This is a genomic window from Pseudomonas sp. LBUM1671, from assembly GCF_059695685.1.
Genome location: NZ_CP166782.1, coordinates 1,913,449 through 1,935,513, shown reverse-complemented (window position 1 = coordinate 1,935,513; position 22,065 = coordinate 1,913,449). Strand labels below are relative to the sequence as shown.

The window sequence follows — 22,065 nt, the reverse complement described above, 5'->3', positions numbered from 1 at the left end:
TATCTCCTCCCTCTATAGCGGCAATTGCCGAAAACAGTGCACATCCGTACACTGCGCCACCTTTTGTCCCGGTGGGGCCTGTAAATGCTGTTCGTGTTTCGTATGTTATTGATGGGCCTGCACTTTATTCTGGCCGGTGTGCTGGGGGTGATTCTGGGCCTGTGCCGTCCGTTCAACCCGGACAACAGCCGTTTGTGCGCGCGCCTGTATGCGTGGCCGGCGATGTGTATTTTGCGTTTGCGGGTGAAGGCCGATGTCGGGCCGTTGATGGATAAGCCCGACAGCTGCGTGATCGTCGCCAACCACCAGTCCAACTACGATCTGTTCGTGTTCGGCAACGTGGTGCCCCGCCGCACCGTGTGCATTGGCAAGAAGAGCCTGAAGTGGGTGCCGCTGTTCGGGCAGTTGTTCTGGCTGGCCGGCAATGTGTTGATCGATCGCGGCAATGCGCACAAGGCGCGCCAGTCGATGTTGACCACCACCCACACGTTGCAGCATGAAGACACCTCGATCTGGGTCTTTCCCGAAGGCACGCGCAACTTCGGTGAAGAGTTGCTGCCGTTCAAGAAAGGCGCGTTCCAGATGGCGATCGCCGCGGGCGTGCCAATCGTGCCGGTGTGTGTCAGCAGTTACGTCAAACACATGCGATTGAACCGCTGGCGCAGTGGGAAAATTCTGATTCGCTCGCTGCCGGCGATTCCTACGGCGGGAATGAGCCTGGACGACATGCCTCTGCTGATGGCCCAGTGCCGCGAGCAGATGCGTGAGTGCATCGAGTCGATGGATCGGCAACTGCAAGCCGCTTGATAACAAACCCGCCGAGTGCGGGTTTTTTTTCGCCTGCGGACTTTTGCCGGCGAACTCGGCAGATTTCACTGACTCTCAAGCAGCAGACAAGGCTAAGCTGAGCACTGCCTGCCACTGCCACCTGCAAATAAGAAGTGAACCTGAATCATGGGTAGAGTTGTTGCTGCTGCGGTTTACAGCGCCGGTAAGAAAGTCACCAATATCACCCTCGACGAAGGCGCTGCCTGGGCTGCAAAGCCTGGCCACTTTGTCTGGATCGGCCTTGAAGAGCCGAACGCCCTGGAGCTGACCAACCTGCAACGTCAGTTCAACCTGCACGAACTGGCCATCGAAGACGCCCTGGAAAAACACAGCCGACCGAAGCTCGAAACCTTCGGCGACGCCTTGTTTATCGTCACGTATTCGCCGATCCGGCACGAAGGAAAACTGGAGTTCATCGAGACTCATATCTTTGCCGGCAACGGTTACATCATTACCGCCCGCAACGGTCACTCGGCGTCCTACGCCCTGGTCCGCCAGCGTTGTGAGGCGCGTCCGATCCTGCTGGAGCACGGGGAAGATTTCGTCCTCTATGCCATCCTCGATTTTGTGATTGAAAACTACCAGCCGATGGGCGAAGCGATCCATGCCGAGATCGATGAGCTGGAGCGCAACGTGCTGTGCAGCGCGTTGAATGAACACGACATCCAGAAGCTCCATGGCCTGCGCCGGGACGTGTTGCGCTTGCGTCGTTATGCGGCGCCGATGGTGGAGATTGGTGAGGAACTGCAGAAGCTGAACTTTCCGTTTATCGACAAGAACATGCGCCCGTATTTCCGCGATGTGCAGATTCACGTAACACGGCAGATGGAAGACCTGACGACCCTGGCCGATATTGCCAGCCAGACCATTGAGGTCGGAGTGTTGCTGGAGGCGTCACGGCAGAGCGTGGTGCAGCGCAAGTTTGCGGCGTGGGCGGCGATTCTTGCGTTCCCGACAGCAGTGGCGGGAATTTACGGGATGAACTTCCAGAACATGCCGGAGTTGACCTGGCACTACGGGTATTTCGGGGTGTTGGGGTTTATTGCAGTGGGGTGCGTGAGTTTGTGGGCGAGTTTCAAGAAGTCGGGGTGGCTTTGAAACGCTTTTGTGGCGAGGGAGCTTGCTCCCGCTGGGCGACGAAGTTGCCCAAAAATGGGCCTGCTACGCAGTCCAGCGGGAGCAAGCTCCCTCACCACACGTTCACGGCAATGTTTTAAACCGCTTTAGCCTCTGGCTTGTGCGCCACAAACCGCATCATCCACTCCGCAACGGTCGTGCCGTGATGTTCCAGCTCAAGGCTCGCCACGCCTTTCGTATAAACCTGCTGACCCAGCGCCTCCTGCCGAATCTCCAGTAGCGCCCGGGAATAATCGTGAATGAATTCCGGGTGCCCCTGGAAGCACAGCACTTGGTCGTTGATGTGGTACGCGGCAAACGGGCAGAAATCGCTCGACGCGATCACGGTGGCGTTTTCCGGTAGCGACGTCACCTGGTCCTGGTGGCTGATCAACAGCGTCAGCTCTTCCCGCACCGGACTCATCCACGGCGCCTTGGCAGCGAGTTTGTATTGGTGAGTGCCGACGCCCCAGCCCTGGGTCGCACGCTCACTCTTGCCGCCCAACAACAGCGCCAGCAACTGGTGGCCGAAGCACACGCCCAGCAATTTGTCGCCGCGCTTATAGCGAGTCAGCAGATAAGCCCTGAGGGTTTCAATCCACGGATCGGTGCCGAAGGAATCGGCCTTGCTGCCCGTGACAAGGTAGGCATCGAACGTCAAATCATCACTCGGGTACTCGCCCTGCACCACGTTGTACACCGTGAACTCTGCAGCGATAGGCTGCTGCGAAAACAGATGCTGGAACATCTGCCCGTAACCCTGATATTGATCGATCAGCTCTGGACGCAGGATGTCGGTTTCCAGAATGCAGATGCGTAACGACATAAAAAATACCTGACACGTGATGGGAATAATGCACACCCCAGAGCCTGCCTCGAAACACCGTGACAAGGCAAGCCCCGGAAGGCGTCATACGTCCCTTAGAAGGTCTCCCCTTTGGCCGCTTTCTCCAGCAATAACGCCGGCGGCGCAAAACGCTCGCCATATTGCCGGGCCAGGTATTGCGCGCGGGCAACGAAGTCTTTTACGCCGTACTGGTTGATGAATTGCAGCGCCCCGCCAGTCCAGGCCGCGAAACCGATGCCGAAGATCGAGCCGACGTTGGCGTCCGCCGTCGAAGTCAACACGCCCTCCTCCACGCACCGCACGGTTTCGATGGCTTGCACGAACAACAGGCGATCGCGCACATCCTTTGGCGAAATCTGCCCGTCGGCTTTCTCGAAACGGGTCTTGAGCTCGGGCCACAGATGTTTCTGGCCACCGGCCGGGTACTCGTAGAACCCGCCTCCTGCGGCTTTACCGGGCCGCTTGTATTCGTTGAGCAGCAAGTCAATCACGGCGAACGCCGGGTGCTCGATCAGCGGTTTCCCTTCTGCTTGCAGGTCTTTGGCGGTTTGCTGGCGGATATGGCTCATGAGGCTGAGGGAAACTTCATCGGAGATCGCCAGAGGCCCGATCGGCATGCCGGCCTTGCGCGCTTCGGTCTCGATCATCGGCGCGCTCACGCCCTCGCCGAGCATCGCGATGCCTTCATTGGTAAAGGTGCCGAACACTCGCGAAGTGAAGAAGCCACGACTGTCGTTGACCACAATCGGTGTTTTCTTGATTTGCAGGACGAAATCGAACCCGCGCGCCAGGGTTTCGTCGCTGGTGTTGGCGCCCTTGATGATTTCCACCAGCGGCATTTTCTCCACCGGGCTGAAGAAATGCAGGCCGATGAACTTCGCTTGATCCGGCACTGCGGTGGCCAGGCCGCTGATCGGCAAGGTCGAGGTGTTGGAGGCAATCACGGCGGACGGGCCGACGACTTTCTGCGCCGCCGAGGAGACTTTGGCTTTCAGCTCGCGATCTTCGAAGACCGCTTCAATAATCAGGTCGCATCCGGCCAGGTCCGCATCGCTTTCGCTGGTGTGGATCCGCGCCAGAATCGCCTCTCGCTGTTCCGGGAGCATCTGGCCGCGCGCGACTTTCTTGTCCAGCAGCGCCGCCGAGTGGGCCTTGCCCTTCTCCGCTGCCGCGAGGTTGATGTCCTTGAGCACCACGTCGATGCCGGCCGAGGCGCTGACAAAAGCAATGCCCGCGCCCATCATCCCGGCGCCGAGCACACCGACTTTTTGCGTGACGTAAGGCGCAAACCCTTTGGGCCGCGAGCCACCGGCGTTGATTTCATTGAGCTGGAACCAGAAGGTGCCAATCAGGTTTTTCGAGATCTGGCCGGTGGTCAGTTCCGTGAAATAGCGGGTTTCGATGAGGTGTGCGGTGTCGAAATCCACCTGGGCGCCTTCAACGGCGGCACAGAGAATCTTCTCCGGCGCCGGCATGCAACCCTGGGTTTTACTGCGCAGGATCGACGGCGCGATGGCGAGCATTTGCGCGACTTTCGGGTTCGACGGCGTACCGCCGGGAATCTGATAACCCTTCACGTCCCAACGCTGCACGGCCGCCGGATTGGAAATAATCCAGGCTCGCGCCTTGCTCAGCAATTCATCGCGATCCGCTGCCAGCTCATCGATTAAACCGGCTTGCAACGCTTGTAGCGGCCGGACTTTTTTGCCTTCGAGCAGGTACGGCAAGGCTTTTTCAATGCCCAGCATCCGCACCATGCGCACTACACCGCCACCGCCCGGCAGCAGGCCGAGGGTCACTTCCGGCAGGCCGAGTTGTACGGATGGACTGTCCAGCGTCACGCGATGATGGCAGGCGAGGCAGATTTCCCAGCCGCCGCCCAGCGCCGCGCCATTGATCGCGGCCACCACCGGTTTGCCCAAGGTTTCCAGAGTGCGCAGCTGGCCTTTGAGTGTCAGGACCATGTCGTAAAAGGCCTTGGCTTCGGGTTTGCCAACCTTGATCAGTTCATTGAGGTCACCGCCGGCAAAAAAAGTCTTCTTGCCCGAGGTGATGATCACGCCGGCAATGCTGTCCTTTTCGGCCACCAGACGGGCGACGCAGGCGGCCATGGCCTCGCGATAGACCGCGTTCATGGTGTTGGCGCTCTGGCCCGGCATGTCGATGGTCAGGACGACGATCTGGTCCTGACCTTTTTCGTAACGAATGGCTTCGGTCATGTCACTTGTTCCTTAAGGTCGGGGCTCAGAGGCGTTCGATGATGGTGGCAATGCCCATGCCGCCGCCGACACACAGGGTCGCGAGACCATAGCGCAGGCGCCGGATTTCCAGTTCATCGAGCAGCGTGCCGAGAATCGCGCAGCCAGTGGCGCCCAGCGGATGGCCCATGGCGATGGAGCCGCCGTTGACGTTGACTTTGTCCGGGTCGATGGCCATGTCCTTGATGAATTTCAGCACCACCGAGGCGAAGGCTTCGTTGACCTCGAACAGGTCGATGTCTTCGACCCGCAGCCCGGCCTTGGCCAGTGCCTTGCGAGTGGCCGGTGCCGGGCCGGTGAGCATGATGGTCGGATCGGTGCTGGTCACGGCGGTGGCGACGATCCGCGCCCGTGGCTGCAGACCCAGCGCCCGGCCCTTGGCCTCGGAGCCAATCAACATCAGGGCGGCACCATCGACGATGCCGGAGCTGTTGCCCGGGGTGTGGACGTGGTTGATCCGCTCCACCTGGCTGTAAACGCGCAACGCGGTGGCGTCAAAACCCATCAGCCCCATCATCTCGAAACTTGGCTTGAGCTTGCCCAGGCCTTCAAGGGTGGATTCGGCGCGGATGAACTCATCGTGATCGAGCAGGATGATGCCGTTCTGATCCTGCACCGGCACCAGCGACTTGTTGAACGAGCCGTTCGCCCGCGCGCGCGCTGCCTTTTGCTGGGAATGCAGCGCGTAGGCATCGACGTCCTGGCGGCTGAAGCCTTCAATCGTGGCGATCAGGTCGGCGCCGACGCCTTGCGGGGTGAAATGGCTGTGCAGATTGGTTTCCGGATCCAGCGCCCAAGCGCCGCCATCGCTGCCCATGGGCACGCGGGACATGGACTCGACGCCACCGACCACCACCAGATCTTCGAAACCAGACCGGACTTTCATCGCGCCGAGGTTCACGGCTTCCAGCCCCGAAGCGCAGAAGCGATTGATCTGCACGCCGGACACACTGACGTCCCAATCGGCGACCTGTGCCGCGGTCTTGGCGATATCCGAGCCTTGATCGCCGATCGGCGTGACACAGCCGAGCACCACGTCATCGACCTGACTGGTATCCAGCGAAGTGCGCTGCTGCAACGCCGTGAGCAGCCCGGCCACCAGATTCACCGGTTTGACGCTGTGCAGGGCGCCATCGGCCTTGCCTTTGCCACGGGGCGTGCGTAACGCGTCGAAAATCAAAGCTTGGGTCATGACGTCCTCGAACCTGGGCGGTGAGTAAATACTGAGCTTCCACCTTAGGCCGAGCCGCCATGGATTCAATGACCGCAGTGCTCACTGGCGTTGACGGTCACGCTCAGACGGACGGTCGTTCGAGTGTGGATTAACCGATTCACGTCACCAAGCTGTCTAGCAGACGGGCGCCCAAGAAGCTGGCAATAGGCCTCATGCGTTTTTAAAAGCTTTAAGTGATAAAACCATACGAAATGGATCTAAACCAAGCGTGACGCGGGCTCTAAGGTGAACATATACGAAGTTGTCGTCGGGTTTTGCCGAGGCACTCGTCTTACAGGAAGTTCAGCGCTCTGCCGTCATGGAGATATGCAGGCAAGCATCAGGAAATAACAATAAAGGCGGTCAAGCCATGTTCAAGCATTCGAAAGTACGTCAAGCCGGGCTCATTCTTTTCGCCACTACGCTGTTGTTGATTTTGCCGAACCTGACCAAGGTGATCGGCTAGTCGGACTTCAAATAATACGGCGCCAGGTTTTTATATCGCCCTCTTAAAAATGTGACTGGTTCGCTACCCGGGCCAGCGTGGGTGTGCCAACCTTTATGGCACTTCCACGACATGGACGGCGATCATTTGAAAACGCTCATTCTGTTCGGGGCCTTGCTGCTCAGCACGCCTCTATATGCCGCCCAGCTCAATCTCGAGCTGGGCGCGAGCAGTCGCACCTGGCAGACCGAGGAATTGCTCAAGCACCCTCAGACCCAGACCATCACCATCAGCGACGACGTTTCCTACAAGCGGGAGATGAGTTATCGCGCAGTTCCGTTGGCGGCATTGTTGACCGGCATCAAGCCTGAAGATCATCTGCAAGCCGTGGCGCTGGACGGGTTTGCCGCAGAACTGTCGGCGGCGCCATTGCTGAACACCAAAGGGGCTCGCGCGTGGCTGGCGATTGAAGACCCGGCCAAGCCGTGGCCTGCCTTATCCGAAGGGAAACCCGGCGCCGGGCCGTTTTATCTGGTTTGGGTCGATCCGCAGGCCGGCAACATCAGCCCTGAGCAATGGCCGTTTCAAGTGGCGAGCATCAAGCGCATGGCGCCGGTGGCCGAGCGCTTCCCTGCCCTGCTGCCTGATCCTGCGTTGAAGCCGGATGACCCGGTGAATAAAGGCTTTGCGTTGTTTCAGAAAAATTGCCTGGCCTGCCATCGATTGAACGGTGCCGGGGATGCGCAGTTCGGGCCGGACTTGAACATTCCGTTTAACCCGACCGAGTACTTTGGGGCGGATTTTCTAAAGCGCTACATTCGAGATCCGCAGAGCTTGCGGCAGTGGCCTCAGGCGAAGATGCCGGGGTTTGCGGCGACGGTATTGCCGGAGGGGGATCTGGAAATGCTGGTGGGGTATTTGAAGCATATGGCCGGGCGCAAAGCTAAGCCCTGACACTTCCCCCCTGTGGGAGCGAGCCTGCTCGCGATAGCGGTGCGTCAGTCAGTACAGTTGTGACTGACAGTCCGCTATCGCTAGCAGGCTAGCTCCCACAGGGGTTATTTGGTGCTGCGGTTATTGCTGCTGGACTGAGATAACCGGCGCCGGCATCGGCGTCGGCGACACAAACACCTTCGCATGCATCTGCTCGCACCCACCGCCACGGCGCATGCCGCGTACCGGGCAGGCGTCCAGGTAATCCAGGCCCACGGCCAGTTTCAAATGGCGCTCGGGGCGGGCCAGTTCGTTGGTCACATCGAAGCTGTACCAGGCGTCATCCAGCCAGGCTTCGGCCCAGGCGTGACTGGCCAAGTGCTCGCTGTTCTCGCTGTACAAATAACCCGACACATAACGCGACGGAATGCCCAGGCTGCGAGCACACGCGAGGAACGCATGGGTGTGGTCCTGACAGACGCCGGAACGCCCGGCGAAGGCCTGGGCGGCGCTGGTGTCGACTTCAGTGGAGCCCGGCGTGTAGGTCATGTGCGAATTCAGACCATGCATCAAGTCGATCAGCGCCGTACGATCCCGGCGCTTTTTGCATTCTTTCTCAGCGAACGCACGCAACGCCTCGTCGGCTTCTGTCAGCCGGGTGAAGCGCAGGAACGGCAGCGCCGACTGGCTCTCATGTTCGGCTTCGCGCAGTTCGTCGATGTCCACCTGGCCCCGGGCGCCGATGATGATCGCCTCATGGGGTTCGTCCATGGTCAGCACGTGCAGGATGTTGCCGAACGGGTCGAGTTGCGCACGCACCGGGCGCGGCAGGTCGAGTTGCCAGCTGAGCACGTGCTGGCGCTCACTGTCGTGGGGTGTCAGCCGCAGGTACTGGATGCTCGCCCGCACCTGATCTTCGTAGTGATAGGTGGTTTCGTGGCTAATGGAAAGTCTCATGCAGCCTCCAGGTAGGAACTGTGAATGGCGTTACCCAACTGGCGCACCAGCGGGATGAATTCGGTCAGCCAGGCGTGCAGCCCTTCGTCGAGAATTTCGTTGATGCAGGTGTAGCGCAGGCGCGCGTCCATTTCCGCCGCCAGACGCTGCGCGGGACGGCCATTGGCCCCCGGCAGTTGGGCAAGGATCTGGTCGATTTCTTCGGTACAGGCGCGCAAGGAACGTGGCACATCGGCGCGCAGCAACAGCAATTCGGCCACATGCCGGGCGCCGGGTGCGTCGCGGTAGATCTCGGTGTAAGCCTCGAACGACGACAACGCCCTTAACAAAGCGCTCCACTGGTAATACGCGTGAGCCGTGCCATCGCTGACCGCTTCGGCCTGATCGCCGGCCATTTCGTATCGGGCGTCGAGCAGGCGCAAGGTGTTGTCGGCCCGTTCGATAAACGTCCCCAGGCGGATGAAGCGGAACGCATCGTTGCGCATGATCGTGCCGTAGGACGCACCACGGAACAGGTGGGAACGTTCCTTGATCCACTCGCAAAAACGGCTCATGCCGTAGCGACTCAAGCCTTGTTCGGCGATCCCGCGAATTTCCAGCCAGGTGGCATTGATGTTTTCCCACATGTCGGCGGTGATTCGCCCACGCACCGCATGGGCACTGGCCCGCGCCGCGCCGAGACAGCTGTAGATACTCGCCGGGTTGGCCGCGTCCAGGGCAAAGAAATGCAGCAGCCGTTCGGCGTGCAAATCTCCGTGGCGTTCCAGGTAATCGTCCAGGGTGCCGGTGATCAGCAGCGGCATCGCCAGTTCGTGCAGACCGTCACCGCGACCATCCTGTGGCATCAGCGACAGCGAATAACTGATGTCGAGCATCCGTGCGAGGTTTTCCGCCCGCTCCAGGTAACGCGACATCCAATACAAATCCGAGGCAGTTCTACTTAACATGGCAAGCTTCCTTCAATCCTCGACTACCCAGGTGTCCTTGGTGCCGCCGCCCTGGGATGAGTTCACCACCAGGGAGCCTTCACGCAGGGCAACACGGGTCAAACCACCGGGCACAACCCGGGTTTCGCGGCCAGACAATACAAACGGACGCAGGTCGATGTGACGTGGCGCGATGCCGTTTTCGACAAAGGTCGGACAGGTCGACAGCGACAACGTCGGTTGCGCGATGTACGCGTGGGGCTTGGCTTTTATCCGTGCGCGGAACGACTCGATTTCCGCCGCGCTCGCCGCCGGCCCCACCAGCATTCCGTAACCGCCGGAGCCCTGGGTTTCCTTGACCACCAGGTCTGGAAGATTGGCCAGTACGTGGGAAAGCTCAGAAGGATTGCGACACTGGAACGTCGGCACGTTCTTCAGGATCGGTTCTTCGTCCAGGTAAAAACGGATCATGTCGGTGACAAACGGATACACCGACTTGTCATCCGCCACCCCGGTGCCGATGGCATTCGCCAGCACCACGTTGCCAGAGCGGTAAGACGACAGCAGCCCTGGAACGCCGAGCATCGAGTCCGGGTTGAACGCCAGCGGATCAAGGAACGCATCGTCGAGGCGACGGTAAATCACGTCGACGGCTTTCGGCCCGTCCGTGGTGCGCATGAACACCTTGTCGTCACGCACGAACAGGTCCGCGCCCTCAACCAACTCGACGCCCATCTCCCGCGCCAGGAAGGCATGCTCGAAAAACGCGCTATTGAAGCGACCCGGCGTCAGCACCACCACGCTCGGGTTATCGATCGGGCTGGAGCTTTTCAGGGTGTCGAGCAACAGGTTCGGATAATGATCGATCGGCGCGATGCGCTGGGCCGAGAACAGTTCGGGGAACAGCCGCATCATCATCTTGCGGTCCTCGAGCATGTAGCTCACGCCGCTGGGTGTACGAAGATTGTCTTCGAGCACGTAGTACGTGCCGTCACCATCGCGCACCAGGTCGACGCCGGAGATGTGCGAGTAGATATCGCGGTGCAGATCGAGCCCTTGCATCGCCAGCTGGTATTGCTCGTTGGCCAGCACTTGCTCGGCCGGAATGATGCCGGCCTTGATGATGCGCTGCTCATGGTAGAGGTCGGCGAGGAACATGTTCAACGCCTTGACCCGCTGGATGCAGCCGCGCTCGACGATCCGCCATTCACTGGCGGGGATGCTGCGCGGGATGGTGTCGAAAGGAATCAGGCGCTCTGTGCCCTGCTCGTCCCCGTAGAGCGTGAAGGTAATCCCGGCGCGATGAAATAACAGATCGGCCTCGCGTCGCCGTTGTGCCAAAAGCTCGTCAGGCGTCTCGGCCAGCCAACGGGCAAACTCCCGATAATGCGGGCGGACCTGGCCGCCTGCATCGTACATCTCATCAAAATAGGTGCGGATCATGCCGTACTCCTTGTCACCCGGACATCTAGGCTTCGCAAGGCCCGTGCCATCGGCAGAAACGCTTTGTTATCAACCAGTTGGATAATCACGCCGTTTGCACCGCACCAATCCTGTGCAGCAAACGCCCCAACCTGATCGCCCCCGCTTCATTGCAAGGCGACGTTGTCGCCTATCACCAGCATAGTCAGAGTTGATTTCACTGCCCGGCCGGCGCTGCGGATAATCCGCGCATTCGCTGCAAAACCTGACCAAAACTTCCCTTTAGCCGCCTGCTCAGGCGGTTTTTTTTGCGTCGGATTCTTGTTTCAGGGTTTTGCCGAGGGGATGTTCCGGGCGCCATAAACGAAAACGGCCAACCCGAAGGTCAGCCGTTGCTGAGCGTTGTCACTGTTCATAACGTTATGCGAGTCGCCCTCGTACTTCCTGCTTGACGCCCCACCCTTCGATGATACCGCCCAGAGGCTCAACCACCGCCTCGAAACCCTGTTCGAAATCGCCGATGTCATCGTAGGTGGCGTACATGACTTTGCTCAGTTCGAGCGCCCATGCGCCGTCATCGCGCACACTGATTTGCGCGTTCAACGATTCACCCTTGTATTGCCCTGCCGCCCTGCGTGCCCGCTCCTCGTCCGGGAAAATGGCGTAGAACTCGATGGGATGGAATCGTGAGAAATCGAAACCGCCTTCTTTCATGCGGCGCAACACGCTGCTGCTGATGTCTTCTTGATAGGCTGTGCTCATGAAACGTCCCCCTCAATCTTGATGGATAGACTTTCCGTATTCCCGGCACTCGCAACCGATTGGTGCGAGCGATGCGGCAACAACGTTGCCGGTGGGAAGCAAGCATGTAGCTGACAAGACCAGACCTTAGCGATCCGTTCGCTGATCTCGCTTGCAGAGTAGCCCCAAGACAGAGGCGCTGCCAAGGCCTGGATAAGAATGAGACAGGTGTTGTTCAGATTGGCGTGATGCCGAGGATTTGTATGCTGTTCTGGGTCTTGAGATCTTTGACGCTTGCGTCGGCGGTTCGCCCTTCCAGATCGTTCAGATCCAGTTCGGCGGCGACAGGAAGGAGCCGGGCCTTGATGAGTTTCGCGGCTTGCTCGTTGTCCGGGCATTCCTCGCACTCAAAGACTTCATCGAGTGTTTCACCGTGATCATCCACGAAAGTGATTTTCCACTTTTGCATCAGTGCCTCCTCGAACAAACCCGCAAATGGGCTTACAACCATCTGGACTTTTGGCCTGAGTGATCGTTCAAACGGATTACCGCGTAGAAGTATGAAAAACACAGAACCTGTGGGAGCGGGCTTGCTCGCGAAGGCAGTCTGTCAGGCAACATCACTGTTGAATGGAGAACCGCTTTCGCGAGCAAGCCCGCTCCCACAAGGGGTTATGCGTACATCTTGAGTTTAGTCGTTGCTTGGCTTGTTGATCGCTTGCAGCACGTATTGCGGCAAGGCGAAGGCGCCGATGTGGATTTCCGGGTTGTAGTAGCGGGTGATGATGCCGCTGCCGGCGAAACGCTGCTGCAAGGTTTCACGGGACAACTTGCGATAGGCCGTGTTGGTCGCGCCCCAGGCAAAGGTCATCGAGCCACCGATGTAGGTCGGCACCGCCGCCTGATAGAAGTGCCAGTCCGGGAACAGGCTGCGCAGGCGACCGGCAGTGGTTTTGACTTCTTCGATCTGCATGAACGGCGTGCCGTTCTGGGTCACGAGGATGCCGCCTTCGTTCAGGCAGCGACGGCAGGCCTGGTAGAAGTTTTCCGAGAACAGCACTTCACCCGGACCGATAGGGTCGGTGGAGTCGGAAATGATCACGTCGAATTTTTCAGTGGTGGTGGCGACGAAACGCATGCCGTCGTCGATCACCAGGTTCAGGCGTGGATCATCGAACGCACCCTTGGAGTGGTTCGGCAGGAATTCCTTGCACATGTCGACCACGGTGCCGTCGATCTCGACCATGGTGATGTGCTCGATGCTGCGGTGCTTGGCCACTTCACGCAGCATGCCGCCGTCGCCGCCACCGATGATCAGCACGCGCTTGGCGGAGCCATGGGCGATGATCGGTACGTGGGTGAGCATCTCGTGGTAAATGAATTCGTCGGCTTCGGTGGTCTGGATCACACCGTCCAGCGCCATGACCCGGCCCATGCGCGGGTTTTCGAAAATCACCAGGTGCTGGTGTTCGGTGCGCACTTCGTGCAGCAGTTTTTCCATGCGAAAACGCTGGCCGTAGCCTTCGTAGAGGGTTTCCAGGTAATCGCTGGTGGTGATGTTGCTCATGGGAAGTGCTCCGATGAATGCGGTGGCAACGGACGGTTACCCGCCCATGACGGCTAATCGATCGGCTCGATTAACCGGGAAAGGCGCGCATTCTACGTTGCGGAAGATGACAGGTCGAACCTCACTTGATGAGTCGACACAATACCTGTGGGAGCTAGCCTGCTAGCGATAGCGGAGTGTCAGTCAGTAAAGTTGTGGCTGACACTCCGCTATCGCTAGCAGGCTAGCTCCCACAGGGGAATAGTGATGGCTTTGGTTGCGTATTCAGATCCGGACATTGCCCCGTGGCCCGGCGATGGCCCAGATGATCAGGCCCAGGACCGGCAGCAGCAGGATCAGCAGCACCCAGATGATTTTCATCCCTGTGTCGGCGCCACTTTTGAGCACGTTGATGATTGCCCAGATGTCCAGGACAAGAATAATCAGGCCAATCAGGCCGTTGAACGTGGAACCCATGGTGTCGCTCCCTAAGAGTGGTGTGCACTCTTAGGATAGCCGGGCCTTGCGAGGGTTCCGCTTTTTAAACGTGGACCGCGATTTTCAGGGCTTCGAGCGAGGGTGCGGCGGTGATGCCCACTTCGGCGCACAACTCGAGCACGCGCGGTACGTCGTTGCCGAAGACCAGCACCACTTGCAGTTCGTCGTCGAGCAACTGGCTGAAGTTCATCAGCGTGTAACCGCCGTTTTCCTTGTTCATGCTGCCCATCTGCACCTGAATGCGATTGAGCGCGGTCAGGGCTTCGGTCTTGGCCAGTTGCTTGGGCTTGATGTTGAAATCAACACCGGGGCCAAACGAGGCGACGATCTGGGCGAACAGGTCCACGTAGGTGTCGGCCTGGAACAGCACGGTTTCCGGCAGGCTGCCGACCACCACCCACTCGCCCAGTGGAATCGGGAAGGTGTCGTCGTAGTTGATGTCCGGATTGGCCGTCAGGAAAGCCTCGGGATCGGCGTAGGCCTGGGCCGCTTCGTCGGCGACTTTCAGGATTTCGTCATCGCTCATGCACCCGGAGCTGATTTTAGTGATGAGTTCGACGAGTGCGGCTTTCATGGGGCGGATCCTGTAGCGAGTGAATTTTGAGGGCGCGAAGGATAGCGCATTCAGCGTGAGATGCGGACTTGTGGTGAGCTCCCTGTGGCGAGGGGGCTTGCCCCCGTTGGGCAGCGAAGCGGCCCCCAGCGTCCGCTCAGACAAACCGAGTTGTCCGGTTTTGCGACTGCTTCGCAGCCGGACGGGGGCAAGCCCCCTCGCCACAGGATTCTGCTCGACTGAAGATTATTTTAAGTGAACAGGATGACCCACCACAGGGGACCGTGCGAAATCAGGCCAGCAGTTTTTGCAGCTGCGCAGTGGTATCGACAGCGCCGAGGGTCTTCGCGGCATCCAGCGCTGTGACGCCATTGGCATCCTTGGCTTTCGGGTCGGCGCCTTTGCTGATCAGGTAATCAACGATTTCAACGCGATTGAACATCGCCGCCATCATCAGCGCCGTGCGGCCATCGAAGGACGAACCTTCCACTTGCGCACCACCCTCGACCAACGCCTCGACCACCGCCAGGTCGCCCTTGAACGCGGCACCGGCAATCGGACTCTGGCCGTTGTCGTTGCGGATTTCCGGATCGGCCTTGTGTTCCAGCAGCACTTTTACCGTCTCCACATGGCCGTGGTAAGCGGCAAGCATCAGCAACGTGTCGCCCTTGTGGTTACGCAGGTTCGGCGGCAGGCCTTTGGTCAGCAGCGCAGCCATCATGGCCGCATCGCCCTCACGCGCCTTGTTGAATACCTGTTCGGCAAATTCAGCGGCTTCTTCGGGGGTCATCTGGCGGCTTTGGTCTGACATTGGGGACTCCACTTTCTGTCATTCGGGAAAGCCGACAGTTTCCCGAGCAGCCCCGAGGCTGTCACTTCTTTTTTCTCGAGCGCCGTCATAGCCACATTCAATAGCGCTGCTTTCAATAACGAAAAGCGCCGCCGTGAATATCCGCCAGCAACTGCGGAGTGACTTGCACGTAAGTCTCGGTGCCGGGCAGCCAGGCGTAGATCGGGTCATCGCCGGTTTTGCCGGGGTCGAAGGCTTCGTCCTTGAGCCGGGTCTTCTGGTATTTGAAGGTTCCGGTGGTTTCCATTTTCACTTTCACCCGCAGGAAAAGCGGCACCGCATACGCTGGCATTTGCTGGCGGGCGAACGCCAGCAACTCGCTGAAGTCCAGGGTCGCCAAGGACTCCGCCGGGGTGATAGCAGCCATGCCGGCACGTCCATTGGTGTTCTGGATTTCCACGCCATACGCCACGGCTTCAGAGATATTCGGGTGTTGCAGCAGGATGTTCTCGACCTCGGTGGTCGAGACGTTTTCACCCTTCCAGCGGTAGGTGTCGCCCAACCGATCCACAAACTGCGCATGGCCAAAACCAATGTTGCGCAGCAAGTCGCCCGTATTGAAGTAGCGGTCGCCCTGGGTGAACACGTCGTGGAGCACGACTTTTTCGGTTTTCTGCGGATCGGTGTAACCGTCCAGTGGCGCCTTGTCGTCGATTCTCGCCAGCAACAGACCTTGCTCGCCCTTGGCGACTTTGCGCATGAAGCCCTTGGCGTCCCGAATCGGCAGGCCGCTGTCGTGGTCGTAGGCCACCAGCTCCCAGGCCATCAGGGAAAAACCGATGGTGTTGTCGAAGTTGAGGATGTTGGTGAACCCGATGTTGCCGTCGCTGGCGGCGTATAGCTCGCAGATGTGATCAACGCCAAAGCGCGTCTTGAACTCGCGCCAGGCACCGGGCCGCAAGCCATTGCCGATCATCTTGGTCACGCGGTGCTGGTTGTCGTCGGCCGAGGGTGGTTGATCCACCAGGTAGCGGCATAATTCGCCGACATAACCGAGGGTGGTCGCCTGGTATTTGCGCACATCATTCCAGAACTGGCTGGCGCTGAACTTGCGGCGGATGGCAAATCCTGCGGCGCCGCTGATCGCCGAGCCCCAGCACACGCAGAGTCCGGTGGCGTGGTACAGCGGCAAGGTGCAATAGACGACATCCTGCGGCTGCATATTCAGGGCGATCTGGCCAAAACTCGCCGAGCTGCGCATCCAGCGACCGTGTTTGAAAACACCCGCCTTGGGCAATCCGGTGGTGCCTGAGGTGTAGATATAGAAACAAGGATCGTCGAAGAAAACCTGCTGGCTGCTGGCCGGATTCCCACTGGACGTTTGAGCGCTGGCGCTCATCAGATTGATGAAACCGTCGGGCGCATTGCCCGGATGCCGGTAGGTGTCTTGATCGGCAACGAACCAGGTGCGCGTCGGCTCGATCGACACCCGCTCGCGGACTGCACTGAAAGCCGGGACCAGTTCTTCGCCGACAATGATCGCCGCTGGTGCCACGAGGTTCAGGCTGTGGGCCAGGGTGTCGCGGGTTTGCGAGGTATTGAGCAAGGCGCTGATCGCACCGACCTTGGCCACTGCCAATATCGTCACCAGCAACTCCGGACGGTTCTCAAGAAAAACCGCGACCACATCGCCCTTTCTGATGCCTTCGCAGATCAGGTGATGGGCGATGCGATTGGCCCACTGGTTGACCTGTGCATAACTCAGCGTCACGTCCCCCTGCAGCAACGCCGGGCCGTCGGGATTGCGCAAGGTCGCTTGCTCGAACGTCCAGCCGAGGCCACACGGTTGGGTCGGGTCCTTGACGTTGGCGACTTTCATGCCTTTCACCACTCGCGGAATGGCTTTGGCAATGGAAGGCAGCTTGCGGAGCATCATGCCCCAGGTAATCGTGTCGCTCATGCTTGCTCCCGTTCGATCTTTTTATTGTCGGGTGGCGGTCTATGAGCCCGAAAATACGTCAGGGGTTCTTGAGCTGTACACGCGGTTTTTGAAATGTTTTGTATCCGCGCCCGGTGCGTTCGAGATCGGGAACCTCAGCGAGGGTGATTGGTTCCATCGAATCATGGCCGACCACGCAAAATGCAGGATGCACGATGGCCATTCATGCAGATTGCACGAAAGCAAAAAACCACTGAAAACATAACTTATTGATTTATAAGCATTTTAAAAATATCAGGTGCTGGCACAATCACTGCAACTACCTCTCCATGCTTGCCAATCAAGTGCTAACGGAGCTGATAGACATGAGCCTGATCCAAGAAAAATTTACCTCCCTGTTCTCCAACTTCGAAGTGAACACCCAACCACGTCCGGATGGCGGCATTCTGCTGACCCTGCGCAGCGCCGAAGGCAAAGTGTTCAAGCGTTCGATTTCGTACCAGCAATTGCATGCCGGCGATCAGTTGTCGTGGGTGATCAGTGCAATTCGCCGTGACCTGGCCGAACAGGCCAGCGAGCTGCCGCAGATCTCCATGCTGCAAAGCCAGCAACGGTTTGCCCTGCCGACCTATCACTCGGCGTGAACCCTGCGGTTGTGTAAAGAAATACGTTGCAAACAAACAGGCCGTGAGAGCTTTCGCTCCACGGCCTGTTTAGTTTCTGAACCTACACCGAGCCTTTGTAGGAGCGAAGCTTGCTCGCCAAGGCGGCGTGTCAGACAGTATTAATGTTGACTGACACGCCGCCTTCGCGAGCAAGCTTCGCTCCTACGGGTAGGGTGTTGTGATTTAGAAGGTGGAGGGATCAATCCGCGCAAAGCTGTCGACGGTTACATGCCCTGCCAGCTCCCCACCTTCTCGGGCCAGTCCGCAGGTGGCCATGCCAGCCGTGCGCGCCGCGTCCAGCTCTTCGACTATATCGGAGAGGAACACAATCTGCGCAGCCTCAACCCCGATGGATTGGGCGATGCGCACGTAAGACTGCGCTTCACGCTTGGGCCCCGACGTGGTGTCGAAGTAGCCGCTGAACAGCGCCGACAAATCCCCCGCCTCCGAGCAGCCGAAGATCAGCTTTTGCGCCTGGATCGAGCCCGAGGAATAAACAAACAGTTTGAAACCGTCTTGATGCCAGCGCTTGAGCGCTTCGACGGCATCCGGGTAAACGTGGCCTTTCAACTGCCCGGCCTGATAGCCCTGCTCCCACACCATGCCCTGCAATGCTTTCAGCGGCGTGGCCTTGCGGTCTTCGGCAATCCAGCCCAGCAGGATGTCGATCACCCGCTCAACATCGGCGTCCGGCTCGTTGCTGTCGCGGCGCACAGCGGCCAGTTGCTCGGCCACATCCGGGCGCTCGGCGTTTTGGCGAACGAAGTCCGGCAGGTGTTTGGCGGCGTATGGGAACAGCACGTCGAACACAAAACTCACCGCGCTGGTGGTGCCTTCGATGTCGGTGAGAATCGCTTTGATCGGCATCGGCTCAGTCCTCAAGACGCGGGAAGCGGCTGGCGATGTCTTCGCCGGTGAACTTGGCCACCCAGCCTTCAGGGTTGTTGAACAGACGGATCGCGACAAAATGCGGATGCTCGCCCATGTCGAACCAGTGCGGCGTGCCGGCCGGCACCGAGATCAGGTCGTTCTTCTCGCAGAGCACGGCGTAGACGTAATCGTCGATGTGCAGGGTGAACAGCCCACGGCCGGCGACGAAAAATCGGACTTCGTCTTCGCCATGGCGGTGTTCGTCGAGGAACTTGGCGCGCAACTCTGCTTTTTGCGGGTGATCGCTGTTCAAGCTGATCACATCGACGGTGACGTAACCGCGCTCGGTCATCAGCTTGTCAATCTGTTCCTGGTACGCGGCGATCACTTCTTCCTGGCTGGCGCCGGGCTGGATTTTCGCCGTGGCTTGCCAGCGGTCGAAACGCACGCCCTGCTCGGCCAGGGTCGAGGCGATGTCTTCGAAATGGGTCAGCACCTTGTTCGGAATGTCAGGGCTTGAGACGTGGTAAACGGACAGGCTGCTCATCAGGGCAACTCCTTAACGGTTCAGCTTTTATGGTTCAAGAGTGAGCGCATCTTCAACTCGCACTCGAACAGAAATTCAAACGCTTCAATCTGCCGCAACGCGTCGCTCATCCGCGCGCCCCAGGTGTAGAGGCCGTGGCCGCGAATCAGGTAGCCGACGCAATCGGGATGGGCTTCGAGCCAAGGCTGCACCTTGGCGGCGAGGCGCGCAATGTCCTGATCGTTGTCGAAAATCGGCACGCGCACCCGGGACTCGTGGGTCGAGACGCCGCTGAAGGCCTTTTGCAGTTCGTAATCTTCGAACTCGATGAACGCGTCTGGCGTCAGGCGCGACAGCACCGTGGCGTTCACCGAATGGGTGTGCAGCACCGCGCCGATCTCCGGGCGCCAGCTGTAGAGCTGGGTGTGCAGCAGGGTTTCGGCGGACGGCTTTTTGCCCGGTTCCAGGCTGTTGCCGGACAAGTCGGTGGTCAGCACATCATTTGGACCCAACTGGCCTTTGTGCTTGCCGGACACAGTCAACAGCGCCTCGGTCGGCGACAGGCGGGTCGAGTAATTGCTGCTGGTGGCCGGCGACCAGCCGCGGCCATACAGAAAACGCCCGGCGTCGATGATTTCCTGGGCGAGGTGTTCACGGGTAAGGCTCATGGCCTGTCCTCTTGCATACGTGTGGCAATGATAACGGCAGCGGCGAAGGCTGCGAGACTGGCAATACTAAAGGTGAACGTGGCACCAAGGGCGTTCCAGCTGTAGCCGGAGTACAACGCGCCCAATGCGCCGCCGGTGCCGGCCAGCGCGGCATAAAGCGCCTGGCCCTGCCCTTGCTGGCGCGCACCGAAGCTACGTTGCACGAACTGGATGGCAGCGGCGTGAAAGCTGCCGAACGTTGCGGCGTGCAGCACTTGGGCAAACAACAGCACCCAGAGGAATTCAGCCAACGAACCCAGCAGCAACCAGCGCACGGCCGCCAGCAGAAAGCTCACAAACAGGACCCTACGCACCGAAAAGCGCGCGAGGATCTTGCTCATGGCCAGGAACATCAGGACTTCGGCGACCACGCCGACCGCCCAGAGCATGCCGATAACGCCCCGGCTGTAACCGAGCCGTTCAAGGTGCAGGGTCAAAAAGGTGTAATAAGGCCCGTGGCTCACCTGCATCAGCGCGACGCAGCCGTAAAACGCCAACACACCGGGATTGCGCAATTGCTTGAGAAACCCGTCTCCGGCAATTCGCTCGCCCTGAACCGGTTGAGCGTTGGGCACCCACAGGCTGCTGACGACAATGCCGGCCATGATCAGCACCAGCGCCACCGGGTAGATGTCGAGGCTCAGCCATTCGAACATCCGGCCGAGCGCGACCACGGTGATGATGAAACCGATGGAACCCCAGAGGCGGATCTGACTGTAGCGCGAGGTCTGCCCTTTCAGGTGAGCGAGGGTGATGACTTCGAACTGCGGCAACACCGCGTGCCAGAAGAACGCATGCAAGGCCATGACCATCGCCAGCCAGGCGTAGGTTTTGCTGACGAAAATCAGCGAAAACGTCAGCAGTGTGCAGACGGCGCCGAAGCGCACGATGGCCAGGCGACGGCCGGTGTAGTCACCGAGCCAGCCCCAGATATTCGGCGCCACGCAGCGCATCAGCATCGGGATCGCCACCAGCTCGCCGATGCGCGCGCTGGAAAAGCCCAGGTGATCGAAGTACAGCGCCAGAAACGGTGCTGTCGAACCGAGCAAGGCGAAATAGAACAGATAAAAACTGGAAAGCCGCCAGTACGGGAGCGCCGCCACGGCCGTCAGGCCGCTGCGGCGTAAAGGTCAGCCATTAAAGCTGACCCAGCACCGGCGTGCTCACGCGCACGTCGGCATTCTGCCCACGATGACGTAGCAGATGGTCCATCAGCACGATGGCCATCATCGCTTCGGCGATCGGCGTGGCGCGGATGCCGACACACGGGTCGTGACGGCCCTTGGTGATCACGTCCACCGGGTTGCCATGAACGTCGATGGAGCGGCCCGGCGTGGTGATGCTCGAGGTCGGCTTAAGCGCGAGGTGCGCAACGATTGGCTGACCGGACGAGATGCCGCCCAAAATACCGCCGGCGTTGTTGCTGAGGAAACCTTCCGGGGTCATTTCATCGCGGTGTTCGGTGCCGCGCTGGGCAACGCTGGCGAAACCGGCGCCGATTTCCACACCCTTGACCGCGTTGATGCTCATCAGTGCATGGGCCAGTTCGGCGTCGAGGCGGTCGAAGATCGGCTCGCCGAGGCCAGGCATCACGCCTTCGGCGACGACAGTGATCTTTGCGCCGACCGAATCCTGATCACGGCGCAACTGGTCCATATAGGCCTCCAGCTCCGGCACCTTGTCCGGGTCAGGGCTGAAGAACGCGTTGTCTTCCACCGAATCCCAGGTCTTGAACGGGATTTCGATCGGGCCGAGCTGGCTCATGTAGCCGCGAATGACGATGCCCTGGGTGGCCAGGTATTTCTTGGCAATCGCACCGGCCGCCACACGCATGGCGGTTTCACGGGCGGAGCTGCGACCACCGCCGCGGTAATCGCGCTCGCCGTATTTGTGGTGGTAGGTGTAGTCGGCGTGGGCCGGGCGGAACAGATCCTTGATCGCCGAGTAGTCTTTGGACTTCTGGTCGGTGTTGCGGATCAGCAGGCCGATGGCGCAACCGGTGGTGCGACCTTCGAATACGCCGCTGAGGATTTCGACTTCGTCGGCTTCCTGGCGTTGCGTGGTGTGGCGGCTGGTGCCGGGTTTGCGGCGGTCCAGGTCGCGCTGCAAATCCTCAAGGGAAATCTCCAGCCCCGGCGGGCAGCCGTCGACAATGGCGACCAACGCCGGACCATGGCTTTCGCCCGCGGTGGTGACAGTGAACAGCTTGCCGTAGGTATTGCCGGACATGCAGGACGCTCCGTGAAATGAACCTGAATACGTAATGCGCGCCAGTATACGCAGGC

Annotated in this window: 22 protein-coding genes; 4 read left to right on the top strand and 18 right to left on the bottom strand. The window is 59.6% G+C overall.

Annotated features, from left to right (window positions below; all coding sequences use genetic code 11):
• Nucleotides 1-84 precede the first annotated feature (84 nt).
• Both ACA060_RS08825 and ACA060_RS08820 read left to right on the top strand, forming a co-directional pair.
• Nucleotides 85-807 carry a lysophospholipid acyltransferase family protein gene (locus tag ACA060_RS08825; protein WP_109628791.1) on the top strand — a complete coding sequence of 241 codons (723 nt, stop codon included), beginning with the start codon at nt 85-87 and terminating at the stop codon, nt 805-807.
• 147 nt (nt 808-954) lie between these two features.
• Nucleotides 955-1,926, top strand: a complete 972-nt coding sequence (locus tag ACA060_RS08820) for a magnesium and cobalt transport protein CorA (protein WP_109628790.1) — start codon at nt 955-957, stop codon at nt 1,924-1,926.
• Between the two features lie 115 nt (nt 1,927-2,041).
• Here the strand turns inward: ACA060_RS08820 and ACA060_RS08815 are convergent, their stop codons facing one another.
• From ACA060_RS08815 to ACA060_RS08805, 3 genes are all read right to left on the bottom strand, one after another.
• On the bottom strand, nt 2,042-2,770 hold the full coding sequence (locus tag ACA060_RS08815) for an amidotransferase (protein ID WP_497316653.1): 729 nt from the start codon (nt 2,768-2,770) through the stop codon (nt 2,042-2,044).
• Between the two features lie 95 nt (nt 2,771-2,865).
• Nucleotides 2,866-5,010 (bottom strand): 3-hydroxyacyl-CoA dehydrogenase NAD-binding domain-containing protein, encoded by a 2,145-nt coding sequence (locus ACA060_RS08810; RefSeq protein WP_497316651.1) that lies wholly within the window; start codon nt 5,008-5,010, stop codon nt 2,866-2,868.
• 25 nt (nt 5,011-5,035) lie between these two features.
• Nucleotides 5,036-6,241 carry an acetyl-CoA C-acetyltransferase gene (locus ACA060_RS08805; protein WP_497316649.1) on the bottom strand — a complete coding sequence of 402 codons (1,206 nt, stop codon included), beginning with the start codon at nt 6,239-6,241 and terminating at the stop codon, nt 5,036-5,038.
• Between the two features lie 598 nt (nt 6,242-6,839).
• On the opposite strand from ACA060_RS08805, the gene ACA060_RS08800 reads away from it, so the two are divergent.
• Nucleotides 6,840-7,661, top strand: a complete 822-nt coding sequence (locus ACA060_RS08800; protein ID WP_497316647.1) for a c-type cytochrome — start codon at nt 6,840-6,842, stop codon at nt 7,659-7,661.
• Between the two features lie 120 nt (nt 7,662-7,781).
• Here the strand turns inward: ACA060_RS08800 and ACA060_RS08795 are convergent, their stop codons facing one another.
• The 10 genes from ACA060_RS08795 to ACA060_RS08750 all read right to left on the bottom strand — a co-directional run bounded on the left by ACA060_RS08795 (nt 7,782) and on the right by ACA060_RS08750 (nt 17,033).
• Nucleotides 7,782-8,597 (bottom strand): transglutaminase family protein, encoded by an 816-nt coding sequence (locus ACA060_RS08795; RefSeq protein WP_219095559.1) that lies wholly within the window; start codon nt 8,595-8,597, stop codon nt 7,782-7,784.
• Nucleotides 8,594-9,544: an alpha-E domain-containing protein gene (locus ACA060_RS08790; protein WP_497316645.1), complete on the bottom strand. Its 951-nt coding sequence runs from the start codon at nt 9,542-9,544 to the stop codon at nt 8,594-8,596. The genes ACA060_RS08795 and ACA060_RS08790 overlap by 4 nt, the downstream gene beginning before the upstream one ends.
• A gap of 12 nt (nt 9,545-9,556) precedes the next feature.
• On the bottom strand, nt 9,557-10,966 hold the full coding sequence (locus ACA060_RS08785) for a circularly permuted type 2 ATP-grasp protein (RefSeq protein ID WP_109628778.1): 1,410 nt from the start codon (nt 10,964-10,966) through the stop codon (nt 9,557-9,559).
• Between the two features lie 399 nt (nt 10,967-11,365).
• Entirely contained in the window at nt 11,366-11,707 is a 342-nt protein-coding gene (locus ACA060_RS08780) for a ribonuclease E inhibitor RraB (protein WP_109628776.1), read from the bottom strand.
• A gap of 214 nt (nt 11,708-11,921) precedes the next feature.
• Nucleotides 11,922-12,155, bottom strand: coding sequence for a hypothetical protein (locus tag ACA060_RS08775; RefSeq protein ID WP_109628775.1), 234 nt, complete (start codon nt 12,153-12,155; stop codon nt 11,922-11,924).
• A 222-nt stretch (nt 12,156-12,377) separates the two neighbouring features.
• Nucleotides 12,378-13,253 (bottom strand): polyamine aminopropyltransferase, encoded by an 876-nt coding sequence (gene speE / locus ACA060_RS08770; RefSeq protein WP_109628773.1) that lies wholly within the window; start codon nt 13,251-13,253, stop codon nt 12,378-12,380.
• A gap of 264 nt (nt 13,254-13,517) precedes the next feature.
• Nucleotides 13,518-13,709 carry a PLDc N-terminal domain-containing protein gene (locus ACA060_RS08765; RefSeq protein ID WP_010456621.1) on the bottom strand — a complete coding sequence of 64 codons (192 nt, stop codon included), beginning with the start codon at nt 13,707-13,709 and terminating at the stop codon, nt 13,518-13,520.
• 64 nt (nt 13,710-13,773) lie between these two features.
• The gene (locus tag ACA060_RS08760) at nt 13,774-14,304 is read right to left on the bottom strand and encodes a hypothetical protein (protein WP_109628771.1); all 531 of its coding nucleotides are present in this window, start codon (nt 14,302-14,304) and stop codon (nt 13,774-13,776) included.
• A gap of 271 nt (nt 14,305-14,575) precedes the next feature.
• A complete protein-coding gene (locus ACA060_RS08755) occupies nt 14,576-15,094 on the bottom strand; it encodes an ankyrin repeat domain-containing protein (RefSeq protein WP_497316642.1) in 519 nt (172 codons plus the stop codon).
• Nucleotides 15,095-15,206: 112 nt separating this feature from the next.
• Nucleotides 15,207-17,033: a long-chain-acyl-CoA synthetase gene (locus tag ACA060_RS08750; protein ID WP_497316640.1), complete on the bottom strand. Its 1,827-nt coding sequence runs from the start codon at nt 17,031-17,033 to the stop codon at nt 15,207-15,209.
• 344 nt (nt 17,034-17,377) lie between these two features.
• On the opposite strand from ACA060_RS08750, the gene ACA060_RS08745 reads away from it, so the two are divergent.
• Nucleotides 17,378-17,656: a DUF3509 domain-containing protein gene (locus tag ACA060_RS08745; RefSeq protein ID WP_109628767.1), complete on the top strand. Its 279-nt coding sequence runs from the start codon at nt 17,378-17,380 to the stop codon at nt 17,654-17,656.
• 204 nt (nt 17,657-17,860) lie between these two features.
• On the opposite strand, the gene mtnC is transcribed toward ACA060_RS08745, so the two are convergent.
• From mtnC to aroC, 5 genes are read right to left on the bottom strand one after another with little or no spacing between them, the layout of a single operon-like run.
• Nucleotides 17,861-18,544, bottom strand: coding sequence for an acireductone synthase (mtnC, locus tag ACA060_RS08740; RefSeq protein WP_497316638.1), 684 nt, complete (start codon nt 18,542-18,544; stop codon nt 17,861-17,863).
• A gap of 4 nt (nt 18,545-18,548) precedes the next feature.
• A complete protein-coding gene (locus tag ACA060_RS08735) occupies nt 18,549-19,094 on the bottom strand; it encodes a 1,2-dihydroxy-3-keto-5-methylthiopentene dioxygenase (RefSeq protein WP_109628764.1) in 546 nt (181 codons plus the stop codon).
• A 20-nt stretch (nt 19,095-19,114) separates the two neighbouring features.
• Complete coding sequence (locus ACA060_RS08730; protein WP_497316636.1) at nt 19,115-19,741, bottom strand: methylthioribulose 1-phosphate dehydratase; 627 nt, start codon at nt 19,739-19,741, stop codon at nt 19,115-19,117.
• The gene (locus ACA060_RS08725; RefSeq protein ID WP_497316634.1) at nt 19,738-20,883 is read right to left on the bottom strand and encodes an MFS transporter; all 1,146 of its coding nucleotides are present in this window, start codon (nt 20,881-20,883) and stop codon (nt 19,738-19,740) included. The genes ACA060_RS08730 and ACA060_RS08725 overlap by 4 nt, the downstream gene beginning before the upstream one ends.
• A gap of 34 nt (nt 20,884-20,917) precedes the next feature.
• A complete protein-coding gene (gene aroC, locus ACA060_RS08720) occupies nt 20,918-22,009 on the bottom strand; it encodes a chorismate synthase (protein WP_109628758.1) in 1,092 nt (363 codons plus the stop codon).
• Nucleotides 22,010-22,065: the final 56 nt, after the last annotated feature.

Excerpts from the sequence above, each read along its gene's own strand:
- ACA060_RS08820 (WP_109628790.1), top strand. The coding sequence starts at position 955 with ATGGGTAGAGTTGTTGCTGCTGCGGTTTACAGCGCCGGTAAGAAAGTC.
- ACA060_RS08800 (WP_497316647.1), top strand. The coding sequence starts at position 6,840 with ATGGACGGCGATCATTTGAAAACGCTCATTCTGTTCGGGGCCTTGCTG.
- ACA060_RS08815 (WP_497316653.1), bottom strand. The coding sequence starts at position 2,770 with ATGTCGTTACGCATCTGCATTCTGGAAACCGACATCCTGCGTCCAGAG.
- ACA060_RS08750 (WP_497316640.1), bottom strand. The coding sequence starts at position 17,033 with ATGAGCGACACGATTACCTGGGGCATGATGCTCCGCAAGCTGCCTTCC.
- mtnC (WP_497316638.1), bottom strand. The coding sequence starts at position 18,544 with ATGCCGATCAAAGCGATTCTCACCGACATCGAAGGCACCACCAGCGCG.
- ACA060_RS08775 (WP_109628775.1), bottom strand. The coding sequence starts at position 12,155 with ATGCAAAAGTGGAAAATCACTTTCGTGGATGATCACGGTGAAACACTC.
- speE (WP_109628773.1), bottom strand. The coding sequence starts at position 13,253 with ATGAGCAACATCACCACCAGCGATTACCTGGAAACCCTCTACGAAGGC.
- ACA060_RS08760 (WP_109628771.1), bottom strand. The coding sequence starts at position 14,304 with ATGAAAGCCGCACTCGTCGAACTCATCACTAAAATCAGCTCCGGGTGC.
- ACA060_RS08735 (WP_109628764.1), bottom strand. The coding sequence starts at position 19,094 with ATGAGCAGCCTGTCCGTTTACCACGTCTCAAGCCCTGACATTCCGAAC.
- ACA060_RS08795 (WP_219095559.1), bottom strand. The coding sequence starts at position 8,597 with ATGAGACTTTCCATTAGCCACGAAACCACCTATCACTACGAAGATCAG.
- ACA060_RS08785 (WP_109628778.1), bottom strand. The coding sequence starts at position 10,966 with ATGATCCGCACCTATTTTGATGAGATGTACGATGCAGGCGGCCAGGTC.
- ACA060_RS08745 (WP_109628767.1), top strand. The coding sequence starts at position 17,378 with ATGAGCCTGATCCAAGAAAAATTTACCTCCCTGTTCTCCAACTTCGAA.
- ACA060_RS08825 (WP_109628791.1), top strand. The coding sequence starts at position 85 with ATGCTGTTCGTGTTTCGTATGTTATTGATGGGCCTGCACTTTATTCTG.
- ACA060_RS08790 (WP_497316645.1), bottom strand. The coding sequence starts at position 9,544 with ATGTTAAGTAGAACTGCCTCGGATTTGTATTGGATGTCGCGTTACCTG.
- ACA060_RS08805 (WP_497316649.1), bottom strand. The coding sequence starts at position 6,241 with ATGACCCAAGCTTTGATTTTCGACGCGTTACGCACGCCCCGTGGCAAA.
- aroC (WP_109628758.1), bottom strand. The coding sequence starts at position 22,009 with ATGTCCGGCAATACCTACGGCAAGCTGTTCACTGTCACCACCGCGGGC.
- ACA060_RS08755 (WP_497316642.1), bottom strand. The coding sequence starts at position 15,094 with ATGTCAGACCAAAGCCGCCAGATGACCCCCGAAGAAGCCGCTGAATTT.
- ACA060_RS08730 (WP_497316636.1), bottom strand. The coding sequence starts at position 19,741 with ATGAGCCTTACCCGTGAACACCTCGCCCAGGAAATCATCGACGCCGGG.
- ACA060_RS08765 (WP_010456621.1), bottom strand. The coding sequence starts at position 13,709 with ATGGGTTCCACGTTCAACGGCCTGATTGGCCTGATTATTCTTGTCCTG.
- ACA060_RS08780 (WP_109628776.1), bottom strand. The coding sequence starts at position 11,707 with ATGAGCACAGCCTATCAAGAAGACATCAGCAGCAGCGTGTTGCGCCGC.
- ACA060_RS08810 (WP_497316651.1), bottom strand. The coding sequence starts at position 5,010 with ATGACCGAAGCCATTCGTTACGAAAAAGGTCAGGACCAGATCGTCGTC.